Origin of the sequence: Citrobacter sp. Cu096, from assembly GCF_030332285.1 — a bacterium.
Classification (GTDB): Bacteria; Pseudomonadota; Gammaproteobacteria; order Enterobacterales; family Enterobacteriaceae; genus Citrobacter; species Citrobacter meridianamericanus.
In genome coordinates this window covers 227,047-240,380 of the sequence record NZ_JAOWID010000019.1, presented here as the reverse complement: position 1 = coordinate 240,380, position 13,334 = coordinate 227,047, and the positions used below count along the sequence as shown (strand labels likewise).

Annotated in this window: 12 protein-coding genes; 5 read left to right on the top strand and 7 right to left on the bottom strand. The window is 52.3% G+C overall.

The annotated features are described in order from the left end of the window. Positions 1-52 precede the first annotated feature (52 nt). The 3 genes from aldB to OGX99_RS05165 all read left to right on the top strand — a co-directional run bounded on the left by aldB (position 53) and on the right by OGX99_RS05165 (position 3,241). Complete coding sequence (aldB, locus tag OGX99_RS05175; RefSeq protein ID WP_151216974.1) at positions 53-1,591, top strand: aldehyde dehydrogenase AldB; 1,539 nt, start codon at positions 53-55, stop codon at positions 1,589-1,591. 184 nt (positions 1,592-1,775) lie between these two features. Continuing rightward, complete coding sequence (locus tag OGX99_RS05170) at positions 1,776-2,099, top strand: DUF3302 domain-containing protein (RefSeq protein WP_187253861.1); 324 nt, start codon at positions 1,776-1,778, stop codon at positions 2,097-2,099. A 5-nt stretch (positions 2,100-2,104) separates the two neighbouring features. Continuing rightward, positions 2,105-3,241 (top strand): HlyD family secretion protein, encoded by a 1,137-nt coding sequence (locus OGX99_RS05165; protein WP_187253860.1) that lies wholly within the window; start codon positions 2,105-2,107, stop codon positions 3,239-3,241. A 16-nt stretch (positions 3,242-3,257) separates the two neighbouring features. On the opposite strand, the gene OGX99_RS05160 is transcribed toward OGX99_RS05165, so the two are convergent. Next, positions 3,258-4,211: a LysR family transcriptional regulator gene (locus OGX99_RS05160; RefSeq protein WP_151216971.1), complete on the bottom strand. Its 954-nt coding sequence runs from the start codon at positions 4,209-4,211 to the stop codon at positions 3,258-3,260. A gap of 121 nt (positions 4,212-4,332) precedes the next feature. Between OGX99_RS05160 and OGX99_RS05155 the strand changes: the two genes are divergently transcribed. Next, positions 4,333-5,073 carry a MipA/OmpV family protein gene (locus tag OGX99_RS05155; protein WP_151216970.1) on the top strand — a complete coding sequence of 247 codons (741 nt, stop codon included), beginning with the start codon at positions 4,333-4,335 and terminating at the stop codon, positions 5,071-5,073. A 92-nt stretch (positions 5,074-5,165) separates the two neighbouring features. Here OGX99_RS05155 and OGX99_RS05150 read toward each other — a convergent pair whose 3' ends face one another. Further along, positions 5,166-7,121 carry a glycoside hydrolase family 127 protein gene (locus tag OGX99_RS05150; RefSeq protein ID WP_286542855.1) on the bottom strand — a complete coding sequence of 652 codons (1,956 nt, stop codon included), beginning with the start codon at positions 7,119-7,121 and terminating at the stop codon, positions 5,166-5,168. Between the two features lie 10 nt (positions 7,122-7,131). Further along, the gene (locus tag OGX99_RS05145; RefSeq protein WP_003837680.1) at positions 7,132-8,532 is read right to left on the bottom strand and encodes an MFS transporter; all 1,401 of its coding nucleotides are present in this window, start codon (positions 8,530-8,532) and stop codon (positions 7,132-7,134) included. A gap of 252 nt (positions 8,533-8,784) precedes the next feature. Between OGX99_RS05145 and OGX99_RS05140 the strand changes: the two genes are divergently transcribed. After that, positions 8,785-9,600: a helix-turn-helix domain-containing protein gene (locus OGX99_RS05140; protein WP_187253858.1), complete on the top strand. Its 816-nt coding sequence runs from the start codon at positions 8,785-8,787 to the stop codon at positions 9,598-9,600. Positions 9,601-9,604: 4 nt separating this feature from the next. On the opposite strand, the gene araD is transcribed toward OGX99_RS05140, so the two are convergent. From araD to OGX99_RS05120, 4 genes are read right to left on the bottom strand one after another with little or no spacing between them, the layout of a single operon-like run. Then, a complete protein-coding gene (araD, locus tag OGX99_RS05135) occupies positions 9,605-10,300 on the bottom strand; it encodes an L-ribulose-5-phosphate 4-epimerase (protein WP_151223994.1) in 696 nt (231 codons plus the stop codon). Continuing rightward, a complete protein-coding gene (locus OGX99_RS05130) occupies positions 10,294-11,154 on the bottom strand; it encodes an L-ribulose-5-phosphate 3-epimerase (protein ID WP_151223993.1) in 861 nt (286 codons plus the stop codon). Before OGX99_RS05130 ends, araD begins: the two co-directional genes overlap by 7 nt. Further along, positions 11,147-11,809: a 3-keto-L-gulonate-6-phosphate decarboxylase UlaD gene (gene ulaD, locus OGX99_RS05125; protein WP_151217214.1), complete on the bottom strand. Its 663-nt coding sequence runs from the start codon at positions 11,807-11,809 to the stop codon at positions 11,147-11,149. The genes OGX99_RS05130 and ulaD overlap by 8 nt, the downstream gene beginning before the upstream one ends. After that, entirely contained in the window at positions 11,809-13,311 is a 1,503-nt protein-coding gene (locus tag OGX99_RS05120) for an FGGY-family carbohydrate kinase (RefSeq protein ID WP_286542853.1), read from the bottom strand. The genes ulaD and OGX99_RS05120 overlap by 1 nt, the downstream gene beginning before the upstream one ends. Between the last annotated feature and the right edge of the window lie 23 nt (positions 13,312-13,334).

Here is a 13,334-nt window from a genome sequence, read left to right as displayed (position 1 = left end):
AATTCGCCAGCCCCGTCTACCCTTGTAGTACCCCTACAGCAAGGAGACGGTCATGACCAACAACCCCCCTTCAACGCGTATTTATCCCGGCGAGTATGGTTACCCTCTGAAGTTAAAAGCCCGATACGATAACTTTATCGGTGGTGACTGGGTCGCCCCTGTGGACGGCGAGTATTACCAAAACCTGACGCCGGTAACCGGGCAATTACTGTGCGAAGTGGCCTCTTCCGGCAAAAAGGATATCGATCTGGCACTGGATGCCGCGCACAAAGTAAAAGACAAGTGGGCGCAAACATCCGTGCAGGACAGGGCGGCGATTCTGTTCAAAATCGCCGACCGTATGGAGCAAAACCTGGAACTGTTGGCGACGGCAGAAACCTGGGATAACGGTAAACCCATCCGTGAAACCAGCGCGGCAGACGTGCCGCTGGCGATTGATCATTTCCGCTATTTCGCTTCCTGTATTCGTGCGCAGGAAGGGGGAATAAGCGAAGTTGATAGCGAGACCGTGGCTTATCACTTCCATGAACCTCTCGGTGTGGTAGGACAAATTATTCCGTGGAACTTCCCCTTGCTGATGGCCAGTTGGAAGATGGCGCCTGCGCTGGCAGCGGGTAACTGCGTAGTGCTTAAACCTGCCCGCCTGACGCCACTGTCCGTACTGCTGCTGATGGACGTTATCGGCGATCTGCTCCCACCTGGCGTGGTGAACGTGGTAAACGGCGCGGGTGGGGAAATTGGTGAGTATCTGGCGACGTCTAAACGCATTGCGAAAGTGGCGTTTACCGGCTCAACGGAAGTTGGGCAGCAGATCATGCAGTACGCCACGCAGAACATTATCCCTGTGACGCTGGAGCTGGGTGGGAAATCACCCAACATCTTCTTCGCTGACGTGATGGATGAAGAAGATGCGTTTTTTGACAAAGCGCTGGAAGGTTTTGCGCTGTTTGCCTTCAACCAGGGCGAAGTGTGTACCTGTCCGAGCCGTGCGCTGGTACAGGAATCCATTTACGAACGTTTTATGGAAAGAGCCATTCGCCGCGTGGAGAGTATTCGTAGCGGTAATCCGTTAGACAGTGTGACGCAGATGGGTGCGCAGGTGTCGCATGGTCAACTGGAAACTATACTGAATTACATCGACATTGGTAAGAAAGAAGGGGCAGATGTTCTCACCGGTGGGCGGCGCAAGCTCCTCGATGGCGAGTTAAAAGAGGGTTACTACCTCGAACCGACCATTCTGTTTGGCAAGAATAACATGCGAGTTTTCCAGGAAGAGATCTTCGGACCGGTGCTGGCCGTCACGACCTTCAAAACCATGGAAGAGGCGCTGGAAATCGCCAATGACACTCAATATGGGCTAGGCGCTGGCGTCTGGAGCCGTAACGGTAATTTGGCGTACAAGATGGGCCGTGGGATTCAGGCGGGGCGTGTATGGACCAACTGCTACCACGCTTACCCGGCACATGCGGCGTTCGGCGGTTATAAGCAATCGGGCATCGGACGCGAGACGCATAAGATGATGCTTGAGCATTATCAGCAAACCAAGTGCCTGCTGGTGAGCTACTCGGATAAACCGCTGGGGCTGTTTTAATTTCTCATCACTTATTGCCCGGTTTTGCGCCGGGCATATCTTTATTCTTCAGTTATATATAAACCCATATGTCGTTATATAAATAAGATAATTGCACTTCATATACATACTCATCTACTATCATTCAATCTATTTGTTAATCTAAATAGAATTCTTATTTGTTATTTCAATCTCTGAGGCAAATATGTTTCTTGATTATTTTGCATTAGGAGTGCTTGTTTTTGTATTCCTGGTCATTTTTTATGGGGTTATTATTCTGCATGATATTCCCTACCTGATTGCAAAAAAACGTAACCATCCTCATGCCGACGCAATACATGTTGCGGGCTGGGTGAGTTTGTTCACCTTACATGTTATTTGGCCTTTTTTGTGGATCTGGGCAACACTGTATCGCCCGGAGCGAGGCTGGGGGATGCAGAGCGCTGATTCTTCCCTTATTCAACTGCAGGAACGGGTAGCTGATCTGGAAAAGAAACTGGGTGAGGTTAAGACCTCTCCGGCGGAGTAATATCGATGGATTTACTGATCGTTTTGACCTATGTGGCGTGTGCGTGGTCAATATTTAAAATATTTAAAATACCTGTCAACAAATGGACCGTGCCCACTGCGGTATTGGGCGGTATATTCATTGTTTGTGGACTGATACTACTGATGAATTATAACCATCCGTATACCTATAAGGCGCAAAAGGCGGTAATTTCTATTCCCGTAGTGCCGCAGGTAACGGGTGTAGTAACGGAAGTGACGGATAAGAAGAATACGCTGATTAAAAAAGGCGAAGTTCTGTTCAAGCTTAATCCGGGGCGTTATCAGGCACGGGTTGATCGCCTGAAAGCCGATATTGTTACAGCACAACATAAAGAGCAGGCGCTGGTGGCGCAGTTGGACGAAATGAAAGCCAACACGCAGCGGGCTAAGGCTACCCGTGACAAGCTGGCGAAAGATTACCAGCGTTATGTGCAGGGGAGTCAGGCGAAGGTGAATCCTTTTTCTGAACGCGATATCGATGCGGCGCGGCAAAACTATCTGGCGCAGGAAGCGTCGGTGAAATCCTCTGTCGCAGAGCAGCAGCAAATACAAAGCCAGTTAGACAGCCTGATAATGGGTGAGAATTCGCAAATTGCCAGCCTGAAGGCACAACTGGCTGAGGCGGAATTCAATCTGGATCAAACCGTGGTTCGTGCGCCCAGCGATGGTTACGTTACGCAGGTGCTGATGCGTCCCGGAACCTATGCCGCTGCGTTACCGATGCGTCCGGTGATGGTGTTTATCCCGGATCAAAAACGGCAAATTATCGCCCAGTTCCGTCAAAACTCGCTGCTGCGTCTGGAACCAGGTGATGAAGCTGAAGTGGTGTTTAACGCGCTGCCGGGTAAGGTATTTCGCGGTAAACTGGCTGCGATTAGTCCGGCAGTGCCGGGCGGCACATACCAGTCGAACGGGGCGCTGCAATCTTTAAATTCCACGCCCGGTTCGGAAGGTGTGATTGCCACGATTGAGCTGAATGATAATGCGGAGGTTAGCGCGTTACCTGATGGGATTTACGCGCAGGTCGCCGTTTATTCAGACCACTTCGAACATGTGTCAGTCATGCGCAAGGTCTTGTTGCGCATGACCAGTTGGGTGCATTACCTGTATCTCGATCATTAAAATCAGGCTATTTTGCTTACTCAGTCTGCTGTTTCTGCGACTGAGTAAGCTGCCGGCGAATTTCCCCCAACATCTCATCAAGAATAAACTGTACTCGCCAGGGCTGGTATTCGCGTTTGCGGAAAATGGCCACCAGATCCAGCCACCATTCATATTGTTCAGTGAAGCACGGAACCAGCAGTCCGGCTTCAATATCTTGCTGTACGCTGGTATTTGGCGCAAAAACAATACCAAGATGGTTACGTGCCAGTGCCAGTGCGGACTGCGTATTATCGCAAACGTAATTCCCTGTCACACGATAGTCGCGCATCTCCTTACTTTCGAGAGTGGTGAATCGCCAAATATTTGCATCGTCAATCATCATTGAATCAATCAAGATACAGGAGTGGTGTTCAAGGTCTTCGGGGCAGTTAATAGGATGGTTTCTGAGATACTCCGGACTGGCAAAAGCCATCACTGCATATTTCGTTATGAAACTCGCAACCAATGACTCATCTTTTGGACGAGCGTAGGTAATTAAAACATCACAATCATCCGGAAAATCAACGCCTTCATAAAATGCTTTACGTTCCAGATTACATGTTTTTAGTGTAAGAGAAATACCGCCAATGTTTTTTATTTCTGCAATAACTTTTTGTGATAAGTAAGAAATTATCCCAGTTGGCGCATAAACTGTGACTCGCCCGCTTTTTTCATGCTTATAATCAGCAATGAAATTATTCAGCTGTTCGGTTCTGTCCAGCATGTCGTTGATGTAGGGAAGCAGTGCCTTGCCAAACGGAGTAAGGGTGAGTTGTCGGGTGGTTCTGTCGAAAACTTTTAACCCTACTTTTGATTCAAAATCAGCAAGATATTTGCTGACGTTGGCTTGCGCAATGCCGAGGATGGTCGCTGCGTGGCTGATGTTCTCACTGGCAGCGATTACCGAGATAATCTTCAATTCCCGGTGTTTGAGTTGTAATTTATTCATCGCAAAGCCCAATATATATATGATTTTATATATTACTATATAAATATGAATGTTGCATCGATGAAATTGTAAGCATTATTATGCACGCGCTTTGTAGCTTATTTTAAAATGGAAAGTTGGCATGTTAATTAAACGCAATGTTGTGGCGCTAATTGCTTTTTCTTTTATGGCGAGTGCATCAGCCGCAGAATTTTCTCTTGGCGGTGGCGCTGTATATAATGAATCACCTTATCGTGGATATAATGATAATGTTCACGTTGCACCGCTTGCCAGTTATGAAAGTGAATCCTTTTATTTTAGGCAAACAACGTTAGGTTATATTCTTTCAAAAAACGAAAGTAATGAATTTAGTATTACTGCCTCATATATGCCGCTTGAGTTTGATCCAGGCGATAACGACGACCATGCGATGAAAATGCTGGATAAGCGTGACGCTACCGCGATGGCAGGTGCAGCATGGTATCACCATGAAAGATGGGGCAGCGTGAAAGTCTCCGCCGCAGCGGATGTGCTGGATAACAGCAACGGTTGGGTCGGGGAATTATCTCTGTTCCGCCAAATGCCGATGGGCAAGCTGACGCTGACGCCGGCGATTGGCGTGCTCTACTATGACGAAAACTTCAACCAATATTATTACGGTATCTCTGGCAATGAATCCCGCCGTAGTGGGTTATCAAGCTACTCCCCTGGCGACAGCTGGACACCGTATGTTGCACTGACCGCGAAATACGCTTTGACCAGCAACCTGACGCTGCTGGCCAGCGCCAACTACAGTGCGTTGCCGGATGACATCAAAAATAGCCCGATGGTTGATCGTGACGACAGCTTCACATTCCTGACCGGGTTAACCTGGCGTTTCTGATTCTCACCCGTTTGTCCTCAGGGAGGAGGGCAATCTTTTCAGTGCGCCAGGCCGGATAAAGCGCGAAGCGTCATTATCCGGCACGTTTTCAATTACAGCTCATTCACCCAAATACGCATTTCGCCTTCACCACGATTCGCCCAGCTAAACCACGGAATAAACGTCAGCGTATGCGCCTCACGCAAAGCCGGTGAAACATCGTAGTGCCACAAGGATTGCTGTGAGGCGTTGGCACTACTTTGCTTCACACCTTCAGCCTGAATTAACATCTTATGGCTGAACAAACCTTTACCTTCGAATACCCGGAATTCACTCTCTTTCGGCAGCCACAAATTATGTAGCTCCTCACCGTTGTCGGCCTGCTCCAGGCAATACACCAGCGGCCCACGTTGAATGGCGACCTTCCCTGCCACATGGCGCATCAGTGGATTTCCGTACACCCGACGTACCGGCATCGGCAGGGTCAAACTGAGCGTATCGCCTTCCTGCCAGGTTCGGCTGATGTGCAAATAGCCTTTGCGAATATCCTGCGCAACCGGCTGACCATTCAACAAAACCTGCGGTGCGGAGCACCAGTCTGGCAGGCGCAGAGCGAGGGTGTGATACACCGATTGCGGTGATTCGATGGCGATTTTTACCTGTTCATGCCATGGGTAATCCCCGCTAATACGTAGCTTAAGCGAGCCATTTGCAACAGGGACCTCCATGCTATTGCCCACGTACATATTGATATACAGCGCATCCTGACGTGGCGTGTAGAGGTAATGACCAATTGAGGTTAACACGCGGGCGATATTCGGTGGACAGCAGGCGCAGCCGAACCAGCGCTGGCGAACGGGCTTCACGTGGTCATAAATATGATTGAATTTTAATGATTTAGGGTGTACTTCCAGCGGATTAACGTAGAAGAAATGCTTGCCGTCGAGCGCCATACCTCCCAGCACCGTATTATACAGGGCGCGTTCCATCACGTCGGCATACTGACTGTCGGCCTCCATTTCCAGCATTCTACGGGCGAACATCATCAGGCCTATTGAGGCGCAGCTTTCTGCGTACACTGAGTCGTTAGGCAGATCGTAATCGCTGCTAAACGCTTCGCCACTGCTTTGCGAGCCGATCCCGCCGGTAATGTACAACTGGCGCTGGGCCATGTTTTTCCACAGACGCAGGCAATCCTGGCGTTTGCCTTCGTCCTGGCTTAAGCGTGCCAGATGCGCCACGCCGGTCATCAGGTAGACAAAGCGTACCGCGTGACCAATAGCCTTTTGCTGCTCTGAAATCGGTTGGTGTGCCTGGCTATAGGGCTTATCTTTCACCATCCACGCCGGGCCGTAGGTGTGCCAGTAAGAGGTTTGGCCGCGTTTCTCGTACTCTTCGTCATAGAAATGAGGCTGTGTGCCGCGCTGTTCAACAAAGTAATTTACCAGCGCCATATAGCGAGGTTGCTGGGTCACTTCGTACAAGCGCATCAGCGCCAGCTCGATTTCCGGGTGTCCGGGGTAGCCGTGCAGTTGATTCTCCCCGAGTCCAAACACGCTGTCGATGTGATCCGCCAGGCGACACACCACCTCTAACAGACGGCGCTTTCCCGTTGCCTGGAAGAACGCGACACCCGCTTCAATTAAATGACCGGCACAGTACAGCTCATGACATTCGGCGAGGTTGGTCCAGCGTTCATTCGGGGCTTTCACCGTGAAGTAAGTATTGAGATAGCCATCTTCACACTGCGCTGCGGCCACCAGTTCAATGACTTCATCGGCCGTTTTCTCAAGTTCCGCATCGGGTTTCTGACACAGCGACCAGGCAACGGCCTCCAGCCATTTCGCCACGTCGCTATCCTGAAAAACCATCCCGTAAAACTCACCATCCTGCAGACCTGCGGCGATACGGAAATTCTCTATCGCATGGCTGGGTTCCGCCTCTGCAATGCGGTCATTGAGCGCATCCCACTGATAGGGGATCACCACGTCGCGCACCAACTGCTGATATTGTCCGAGGAACGGATCGCTGACTGTGAGCTTATGCAGGTCGACTTCCAGTACGTTCATTTCGAGCTCCTTAAGGCTGTACATGACGCTGACGCAGATCGGTGGCAATGCGCGACATCATCGGGTTATTGAGTTTGCAGATGCGGATTGACAGCGCCAGCAGCAGGTGGAACAGCGCGGGCAGCAGCGTTTCCATTGCGGTAATCCCTTGCAGCGAACTGGCGGTTTGGTTACCGGCGCCTGGCTGATAGGCGACAAAAATAAATAGCAGGCTGATGATCCCTGCACTTGAGGCCCAGGCCAGCTTGATGAAAAACAGATTGAAGGCGAAATTCATGCCGGAGGAACGCACGCCGGTTTTCCACTCGCCGTAATCGTCGGCGAAGGCCATCAGTGAGAAGTGCAACGGCAGCGTGAAGCCTAAAATAATGCCGTTACCGAGGATGACTGCCAGCCACAGCGTCTGATAAGCCGGGCCGGTTGGCAGGAACCACATCAGTATCGCCAGGGCCGTCAGCACCAGATTGGTGTAGTAATAGAGTTTGACGGTATCGATGCGGCGGGTCAGGGGGCTGACAATCACTGAACCGATGATGGACGCGAAAGTGACCATGGTGAAAAACAGCGACGTATAGGCGGTGCTGCCTTCCAGCACGTAGGTAATAAAATACATGTACCCGCCGCCGCGAATATTAAAGACGTTGATCAGCAGGAAAGACATTACCAGCATCAACAATAGCTGATCGTTTTTGCGCAGCCCTCCAATGTGTTCACGCAGGGTAAATTTCCCCATCATCGCCAGCGGCACACGCTCGCGAACCCAGAAGAAACAGCACAGGAACATCACCACCGCGATGGCACACAGGATGCCCACGCCAAACTGATAACCCTGTGCGGCATTGCCCTGACCCAGAATATCCACCATCCACGGCAGACCAACGGAAACCAGGAATCCCGCCACGCCGCACAGCACAAAGCGCCAGGACTGACAGGCGATCACCTCGTTATGGCGGGTCGTCATGGTGTTGATCAGCGCACAATACGGTACGTTGATGGCGGTATAGCCGACAGAGAGCAGGAGATAGGTGCCGAATGCCCAGGCGATCTTGACCCCCATGCTGGCGTCCGGGACGGTAAAAGTGAGCACGCCAATAATACCGATCGGAATCGCAACCCACAGTTGCCACGGGCGAAAGCGCCCCCAGCGGCTTTGCGTACGGTCGGCTAGCACACCCATGATGGGGTCGGAAATGGCGTCAAATACACGCAGGGCAATAAATAATGTGCCGACCAGCGCAGGCGTTAACCCGAAGACATCGGTGTAGAAAAATGTCAGGAAGTTCATGATCAGGCAGGTAATTACCGTCCCGCCAGCATCGCCTAGCCCATAACCAATTTTTTCACGCAGGGATAATTTGTCGTCCTGGGCACGCTGTGCCAAATCAGATGTTGTAATCGGAGCCGAAGTCATAAATAACTCCCGGAGAGGATGTTCAGAAAGTTTCCCGCTACGTTGCGGGTTATTTGTTTGTAATTTGCAAAATACGTTATTTATTCTGCACGAAATGTTTGGGTCAACAAGGGAAGAGAAAAGTATAAAAAGATGACAATTCCGACTTCATTATAAAAATGTGATTTCGATCCAGCGGAAAGCTAATTTATCGTGAATAATCAATGACAAATAGCAGTTTAAATAATGTAAAAAGCGGGAATTTGAATATATATGCTCGAATTATCCATGTCTCTTCCGATTAAAGTGCAAAATGGTGGGCTATTTATTTCCCGGGGCGTGGGCAGTCATCCTGCGCGACGATTGCAATCCTGGGAAATTATCTTTGTTGAAAAAGGGACATTAACGATTCGCGAAGGCCAGACAGTTTTTTGCGTGAATGCCGGAGAAAGTTTGCTGCTGTGGCCACAGCGATCGCATATTGGCGTTGGGCAATTTCCGGCTGATTTGAAATTTTACTGGTTGCACTTTGAGGTCACAGCAGAAAATGAAGCATCAATAGCAGGATCGTTACTTGCTATACCTCAGCATTCCCGGGTGGGTGAGCCACAATATATTATTTCGTTGTTTCGCCAGTTCTTACGTGAACAGGAAAATATTCATCGCAGCATGGCGCTGGAACTGATTCTACTGCTGATTTTGCAGCAAATATCCGCAGCCGCCAGCGAGCAACCCGTCGACAGCCCCGGGAATGCCCTGGCCTGGAAAGCACAGCAAATCATTCACACCCGGTTTCACCTGCCGATTTCCGCCTCAACGTTGGCGAAAGAACTGCATTGCAATGCGGACTATCTGGGGCGCGTTTTTCGTGGCGCTTTTCGTCTGACGTTAACCGAAGCGTTGCATCGCCAGCGGGTGAGGGCGGCAGAAAAACTGCTGATCAGTGATTCGCTATCGCTTACTGAAGTGGCAATGAAATGTGGGTTTAATGACGTGGGCTATTTTCGCAAAATCTTCCGCAAACACACCAGCCTGACGCCCGCGGCGTGGAAACGGCGCTATTGCAAAGAACATATCAATAGCGCCTGACCCGTTATTGCCCGTAATACGCATTTGCCCCGTGTTTGCGCAGATAATGTTTATCCAGCAACTCAGACTGCATATCCGGCAACTGCGGGGCTAACTGGCGAGAGAACAACCCCATGTATGCGCACTCTTCGAGCACCACGGCGTTATGCACCGCGTCTGCCGCGTCTTTACCCCAGGCGAACGGTCCGTGGGAGTGCACCAATACCGCCGGAACCTGCAGCGGATTGAGATCGCGTTGCTCGAAGGTCTGAATGATCACCTCTCCCGTTTGATATTCATATTCGCCGTTGATCTCTTCAGCGGTCATCAGACGCGTACATGGAATAGAACCATAGAAATAATCGGCATGCGTGGTGCCCCATGCCGGGAGATCCAGACCCGCCTGCGACCAGATCGTCGCGTGGCGAGAATGGGTATGGACGATCCCGCCGATCTGTGGATAACGACGATACAGCGCCAGATGGGTTGGCGTGTCGGACGACGGTTTTTTGTTGCCTTCCACCACGTTGCCGCTGGCAATATCCACCACCACCATGTCGTCGGCGGTCATCACGTCATATTCCACGCCGGATGGCTTAATCACCATCAGTTTACGTGTTTCATCCACTGCGCTGACGTTGCCCCAGGTAAAGGTAACTAAGCCATGAGCCGGAAGCGCCAGGTTTGCCGCCAGCACCTCGGCTTTCAGTTGTTTTAACATGGAAATCCTCCTTCCTGCATGCGTGCTTCTATCCAGCGCCGTGCCTGGATAATTTCCAGTACCGGCTCTTTCGCTTTTTCAGTCCACATTTCAATCAGAAACGACCCGCGATAGTTCAGTTGATGCAACGTTTTGAAGATGCCAACAAAGTCCACGCACCCTTCGCCAAACGGTACATCGCGAAACTGGCCCGGATGCGTTTCGGTTACCGGCAGCGTGTCTTTCAGGTGGATAGCAGCGATGCGGTCAATGCCCAACGTCAATTCAGCAGTGACGTCGTTCCCCCAGGCGCTGAGGTTGCCCACGTCTGGATAGACGGTGAACCACGGCGATGACAGCATTTCATCCCACTTTTTCCACTTGCTGATCGAGTTCATAAATGCGGTATCCATGATTTCTACCGCCAGCATCACCTGCGCAGCGGCAGCCTGCTCCACTGCCCATGCCAGTCCTTCGGCAAAGCGCTGCTGCGTGCCTGCGTCATGTTCTTCGTAATAGACGTCGTAGCCTGCCAGTTGAATGGTGCGAATGCCTAAATCGCGCGCCAGGCGAATGGCTTTGCTCATAATTTCTCGCGCCCGCTCACGCATGGCTTCATCGCGGCTGCCAAAGGGAAAACGACGGTGGGCTGACAGGCACATTGACGGGATCGCCACGCCGGTTTCCAGCATCGCGCTAACCAGCGAGGCGCGCTGAGCTGGACTCCAGTCGAGACGCGCCAGGCGTTCGTCGGTTTCATCCACCGACATCTCGACGAAATCAAAACCGCAGCTTTTCGCCAGCACCAGCCGTTCCGGCCAGGAAAGGTCTTTGGCCAGTGCTTTTTCATAGATACCTAATGGATGGTTACGCATGCAGTGTTCCCCAGATGGTCTCGATTTGCGCATGGAATTCGCCAGCAACCTGCGCTGGGTTTTGCGCCCCCGCCAGCGCGCGCCCGGCGATAAAGGCTTTGACGTTAATGTCGCGGAACAACGGCAGATCGGCGGGCGTGATCCCACCGGTAATCGACAGTTCCAGACCGATATCAGAAAGCGCCTTCATGCGTGCCAGGTCTGCTTCTCCCCACTGTTGTCCGCTGGCCTGAGCATCGCGTCCGCGATGGTAAATCGCCTGGCGAACGCCAACGCGATACCAGTCGCGGGCATCATCCAGCGTCCAGTTGCCGAACAGCTCCATCTGAATTTCACCGCCGCAGGACTGCGCGACGTCATGACCTTTCTCTACCGTCGCCAGCGGCGCGGCACAGATGATGGTCATCCAGTTTGCACCTGCTCCAAAGGCTTGGAGCGCGAGGGTTTCGCCCGCATCGGCCACTTTCCAGTCGGCGACGATGATTTTATTCGGGCACTGGGCGCGCAGGGCTTTCACGGCGCTCAGCCCTTCGGTTAAGCAGAGAATCGTCCCCGCCTCAACGATATCGACGCTCTCTTGTAGCAGCGCGACGTCGCGTTGTGCGGCTTCAAGGCTGGTGTGGTCGAGCGCCAGTTGCAGTAATGGTCGACTCATCATTCGTGCTCCTTAATGCGGGCGTGGTAGCCCTGTAGTGCGGTAATTAAATCCAGATATTGGCGGTATTTACGCTGGTAGCTCGCCTGTGCGGCGGCGTCCGGCAACAGCGTGCGCACCGGGTGCTCCAGGCTGCGCTGGGCGTCGCTGAAGTTGGAATAAACGCCGGTGCCGACGCGGGCGGCGAGCGCAGCGCCAAAGCAGCCGGTCTCTTCAATCTGCGGCAATTCGATACGTAAACCGCTGACGTCTGCCAGCATCTGCATCCAGATGTCGGAGTGCGCCGGACCGCCGGTGACGCGCAGGGTATGCGCCTTCGTAAAGCGTTCGCGCATGCGATTGAGGTGGGTCATGTGGCTGAAAACCACGCCTTCGTAGATGGCCTGCAATAAGTGGGCGCGAGTGTGTATCGCCTGCATGCCATAAAAGCCGCTGGTCATCTCCAGCCCGGCGTTGCTGCCGTACAAAAATGGGAGAAAGAACAGCTCGCTACCGGCTTTCGGTAAGCTGGCAACGGCCTGATTGATCTCAGCAAAAGAGAGTTCGCCCCACTGGGCGGTAAACCATTCCAGATTGCCGGAAGAGGTCGGGCTGGCTTCGTGAACGATGTACTGCCCGTCATTGACATAGCGGCCATAAACGTAGGGATGAGCTTCGTGGTCGCGCAGGCCGTGGGCGATCCCGCTGGTGACGGCCCAGGTTCCCATCACTGCGTTGAGGGTGTGTTCATCTTCGATACCGGCGCAGAGTGCGGTGGAAACCACATCAAACAGTCCGCCGACGACGGGTGTGCCCGCCGCCAGACCGGTTAGGGCGGCTGTCTGAGCGGTGATTTCCCCGCATATTTCTGCTGAGCCGACAATCGGCGGTAGCGCATTGTCGATCTCGCTGATGCCCAGCCACTGGGTCAGGCGCGAGTCGTACTGACCCGAAGTCATGTTGTAGAGGTTCGACTCGGAAATATTGCTCTCTTCGCAGCCTTTGACGCCGGTTAAGCACCAGCGCAGATAGTCATGGCCCATCATGACGCAGCCAATTTGCGCGTAACGGTGGGGGTGATTCTCTTTCACCCAGCGCAGCAATGATGCCGGATGCCCGGTCCATAACGTCTGGCGGGTGATCGGGTAGAGCTGCTCGGGAATTCCATCCTGCTGCCAGCGCTGGACGATTTCCATCGCCCGGCGGTCGGAAGAGAGGATGGCATTGCCCAGCGGTTTATCCTGCTTATCGAGGAGGAACAGGCCTTTGCCCTGAGCGGAAATACCGATACCTTTGATTTGATCTCCGCAGACGCCGGTGCGCGCTAACAGCCCGGCGATCGTAGCTACACACTGTTGCCACAACTGGTGCATATCGCGTTCGGCGTAACCGGGCAATGGCGATGCGGTCTGTAACGATTGCCGATTAATGCCATGCTCATGACCTTTGGCGTCATACAACCCGGCTTTCAGATACGTACCGCCACAATCAATACCCAGCCAGAAGGTCTTTTTCTCACTCATCTTGTTATCTCATTTTTGCCGGA

Coding starts and splice junctions, on each gene's coding strand:
- ulaD (WP_151217214.1), bottom strand. CDS start 11,809: ATGAGTCGACCATTACTGCAACTGGCGCTCGACCACACCAGCCTTGAA.
- OGX99_RS05140 (WP_187253858.1), top strand. CDS start 8,785: ATGCTCGAATTATCCATGTCTCTTCCGATTAAAGTGCAAAATGGTGGG.
- OGX99_RS05120 (WP_286542853.1), bottom strand. CDS start 13,311: ATGAGTGAGAAAAAGACCTTCTGGCTGGGTATTGATTGTGGCGGTACG.
- OGX99_RS05145 (WP_003837680.1), bottom strand. CDS start 8,532: ATGACTTCGGCTCCGATTACAACATCTGATTTGGCACAGCGTGCCCAG.
- OGX99_RS05165 (WP_187253860.1), top strand. CDS start 2,105: ATGGATTTACTGATCGTTTTGACCTATGTGGCGTGTGCGTGGTCAATA.
- OGX99_RS05150 (WP_286542855.1), bottom strand. CDS start 7,121: ATGAACGTACTGGAAGTCGACCTGCATAAGCTCACAGTCAGCGATCCG.
- OGX99_RS05170 (WP_187253861.1), top strand. CDS start 1,776: ATGTTTCTTGATTATTTTGCATTAGGAGTGCTTGTTTTTGTATTCCTG.
- aldB (WP_151216974.1), top strand. CDS start 53: ATGACCAACAACCCCCCTTCAACGCGTATTTATCCCGGCGAGTATGGT.
- araD (WP_151223994.1), bottom strand. CDS start 10,300: ATGTTAAAACAACTGAAAGCCGAGGTGCTGGCGGCAAACCTGGCGCTT.
- OGX99_RS05130 (WP_151223993.1), bottom strand. CDS start 11,154: ATGCGTAACCATCCATTAGGTATCTATGAAAAAGCACTGGCCAAAGAC.
- OGX99_RS05160 (WP_151216971.1), bottom strand. CDS start 4,211: ATGAATAAATTACAACTCAAACACCGGGAATTGAAGATTATCTCGGTA.
- OGX99_RS05155 (WP_151216970.1), top strand. CDS start 4,333: ATGTTAATTAAACGCAATGTTGTGGCGCTAATTGCTTTTTCTTTTATG.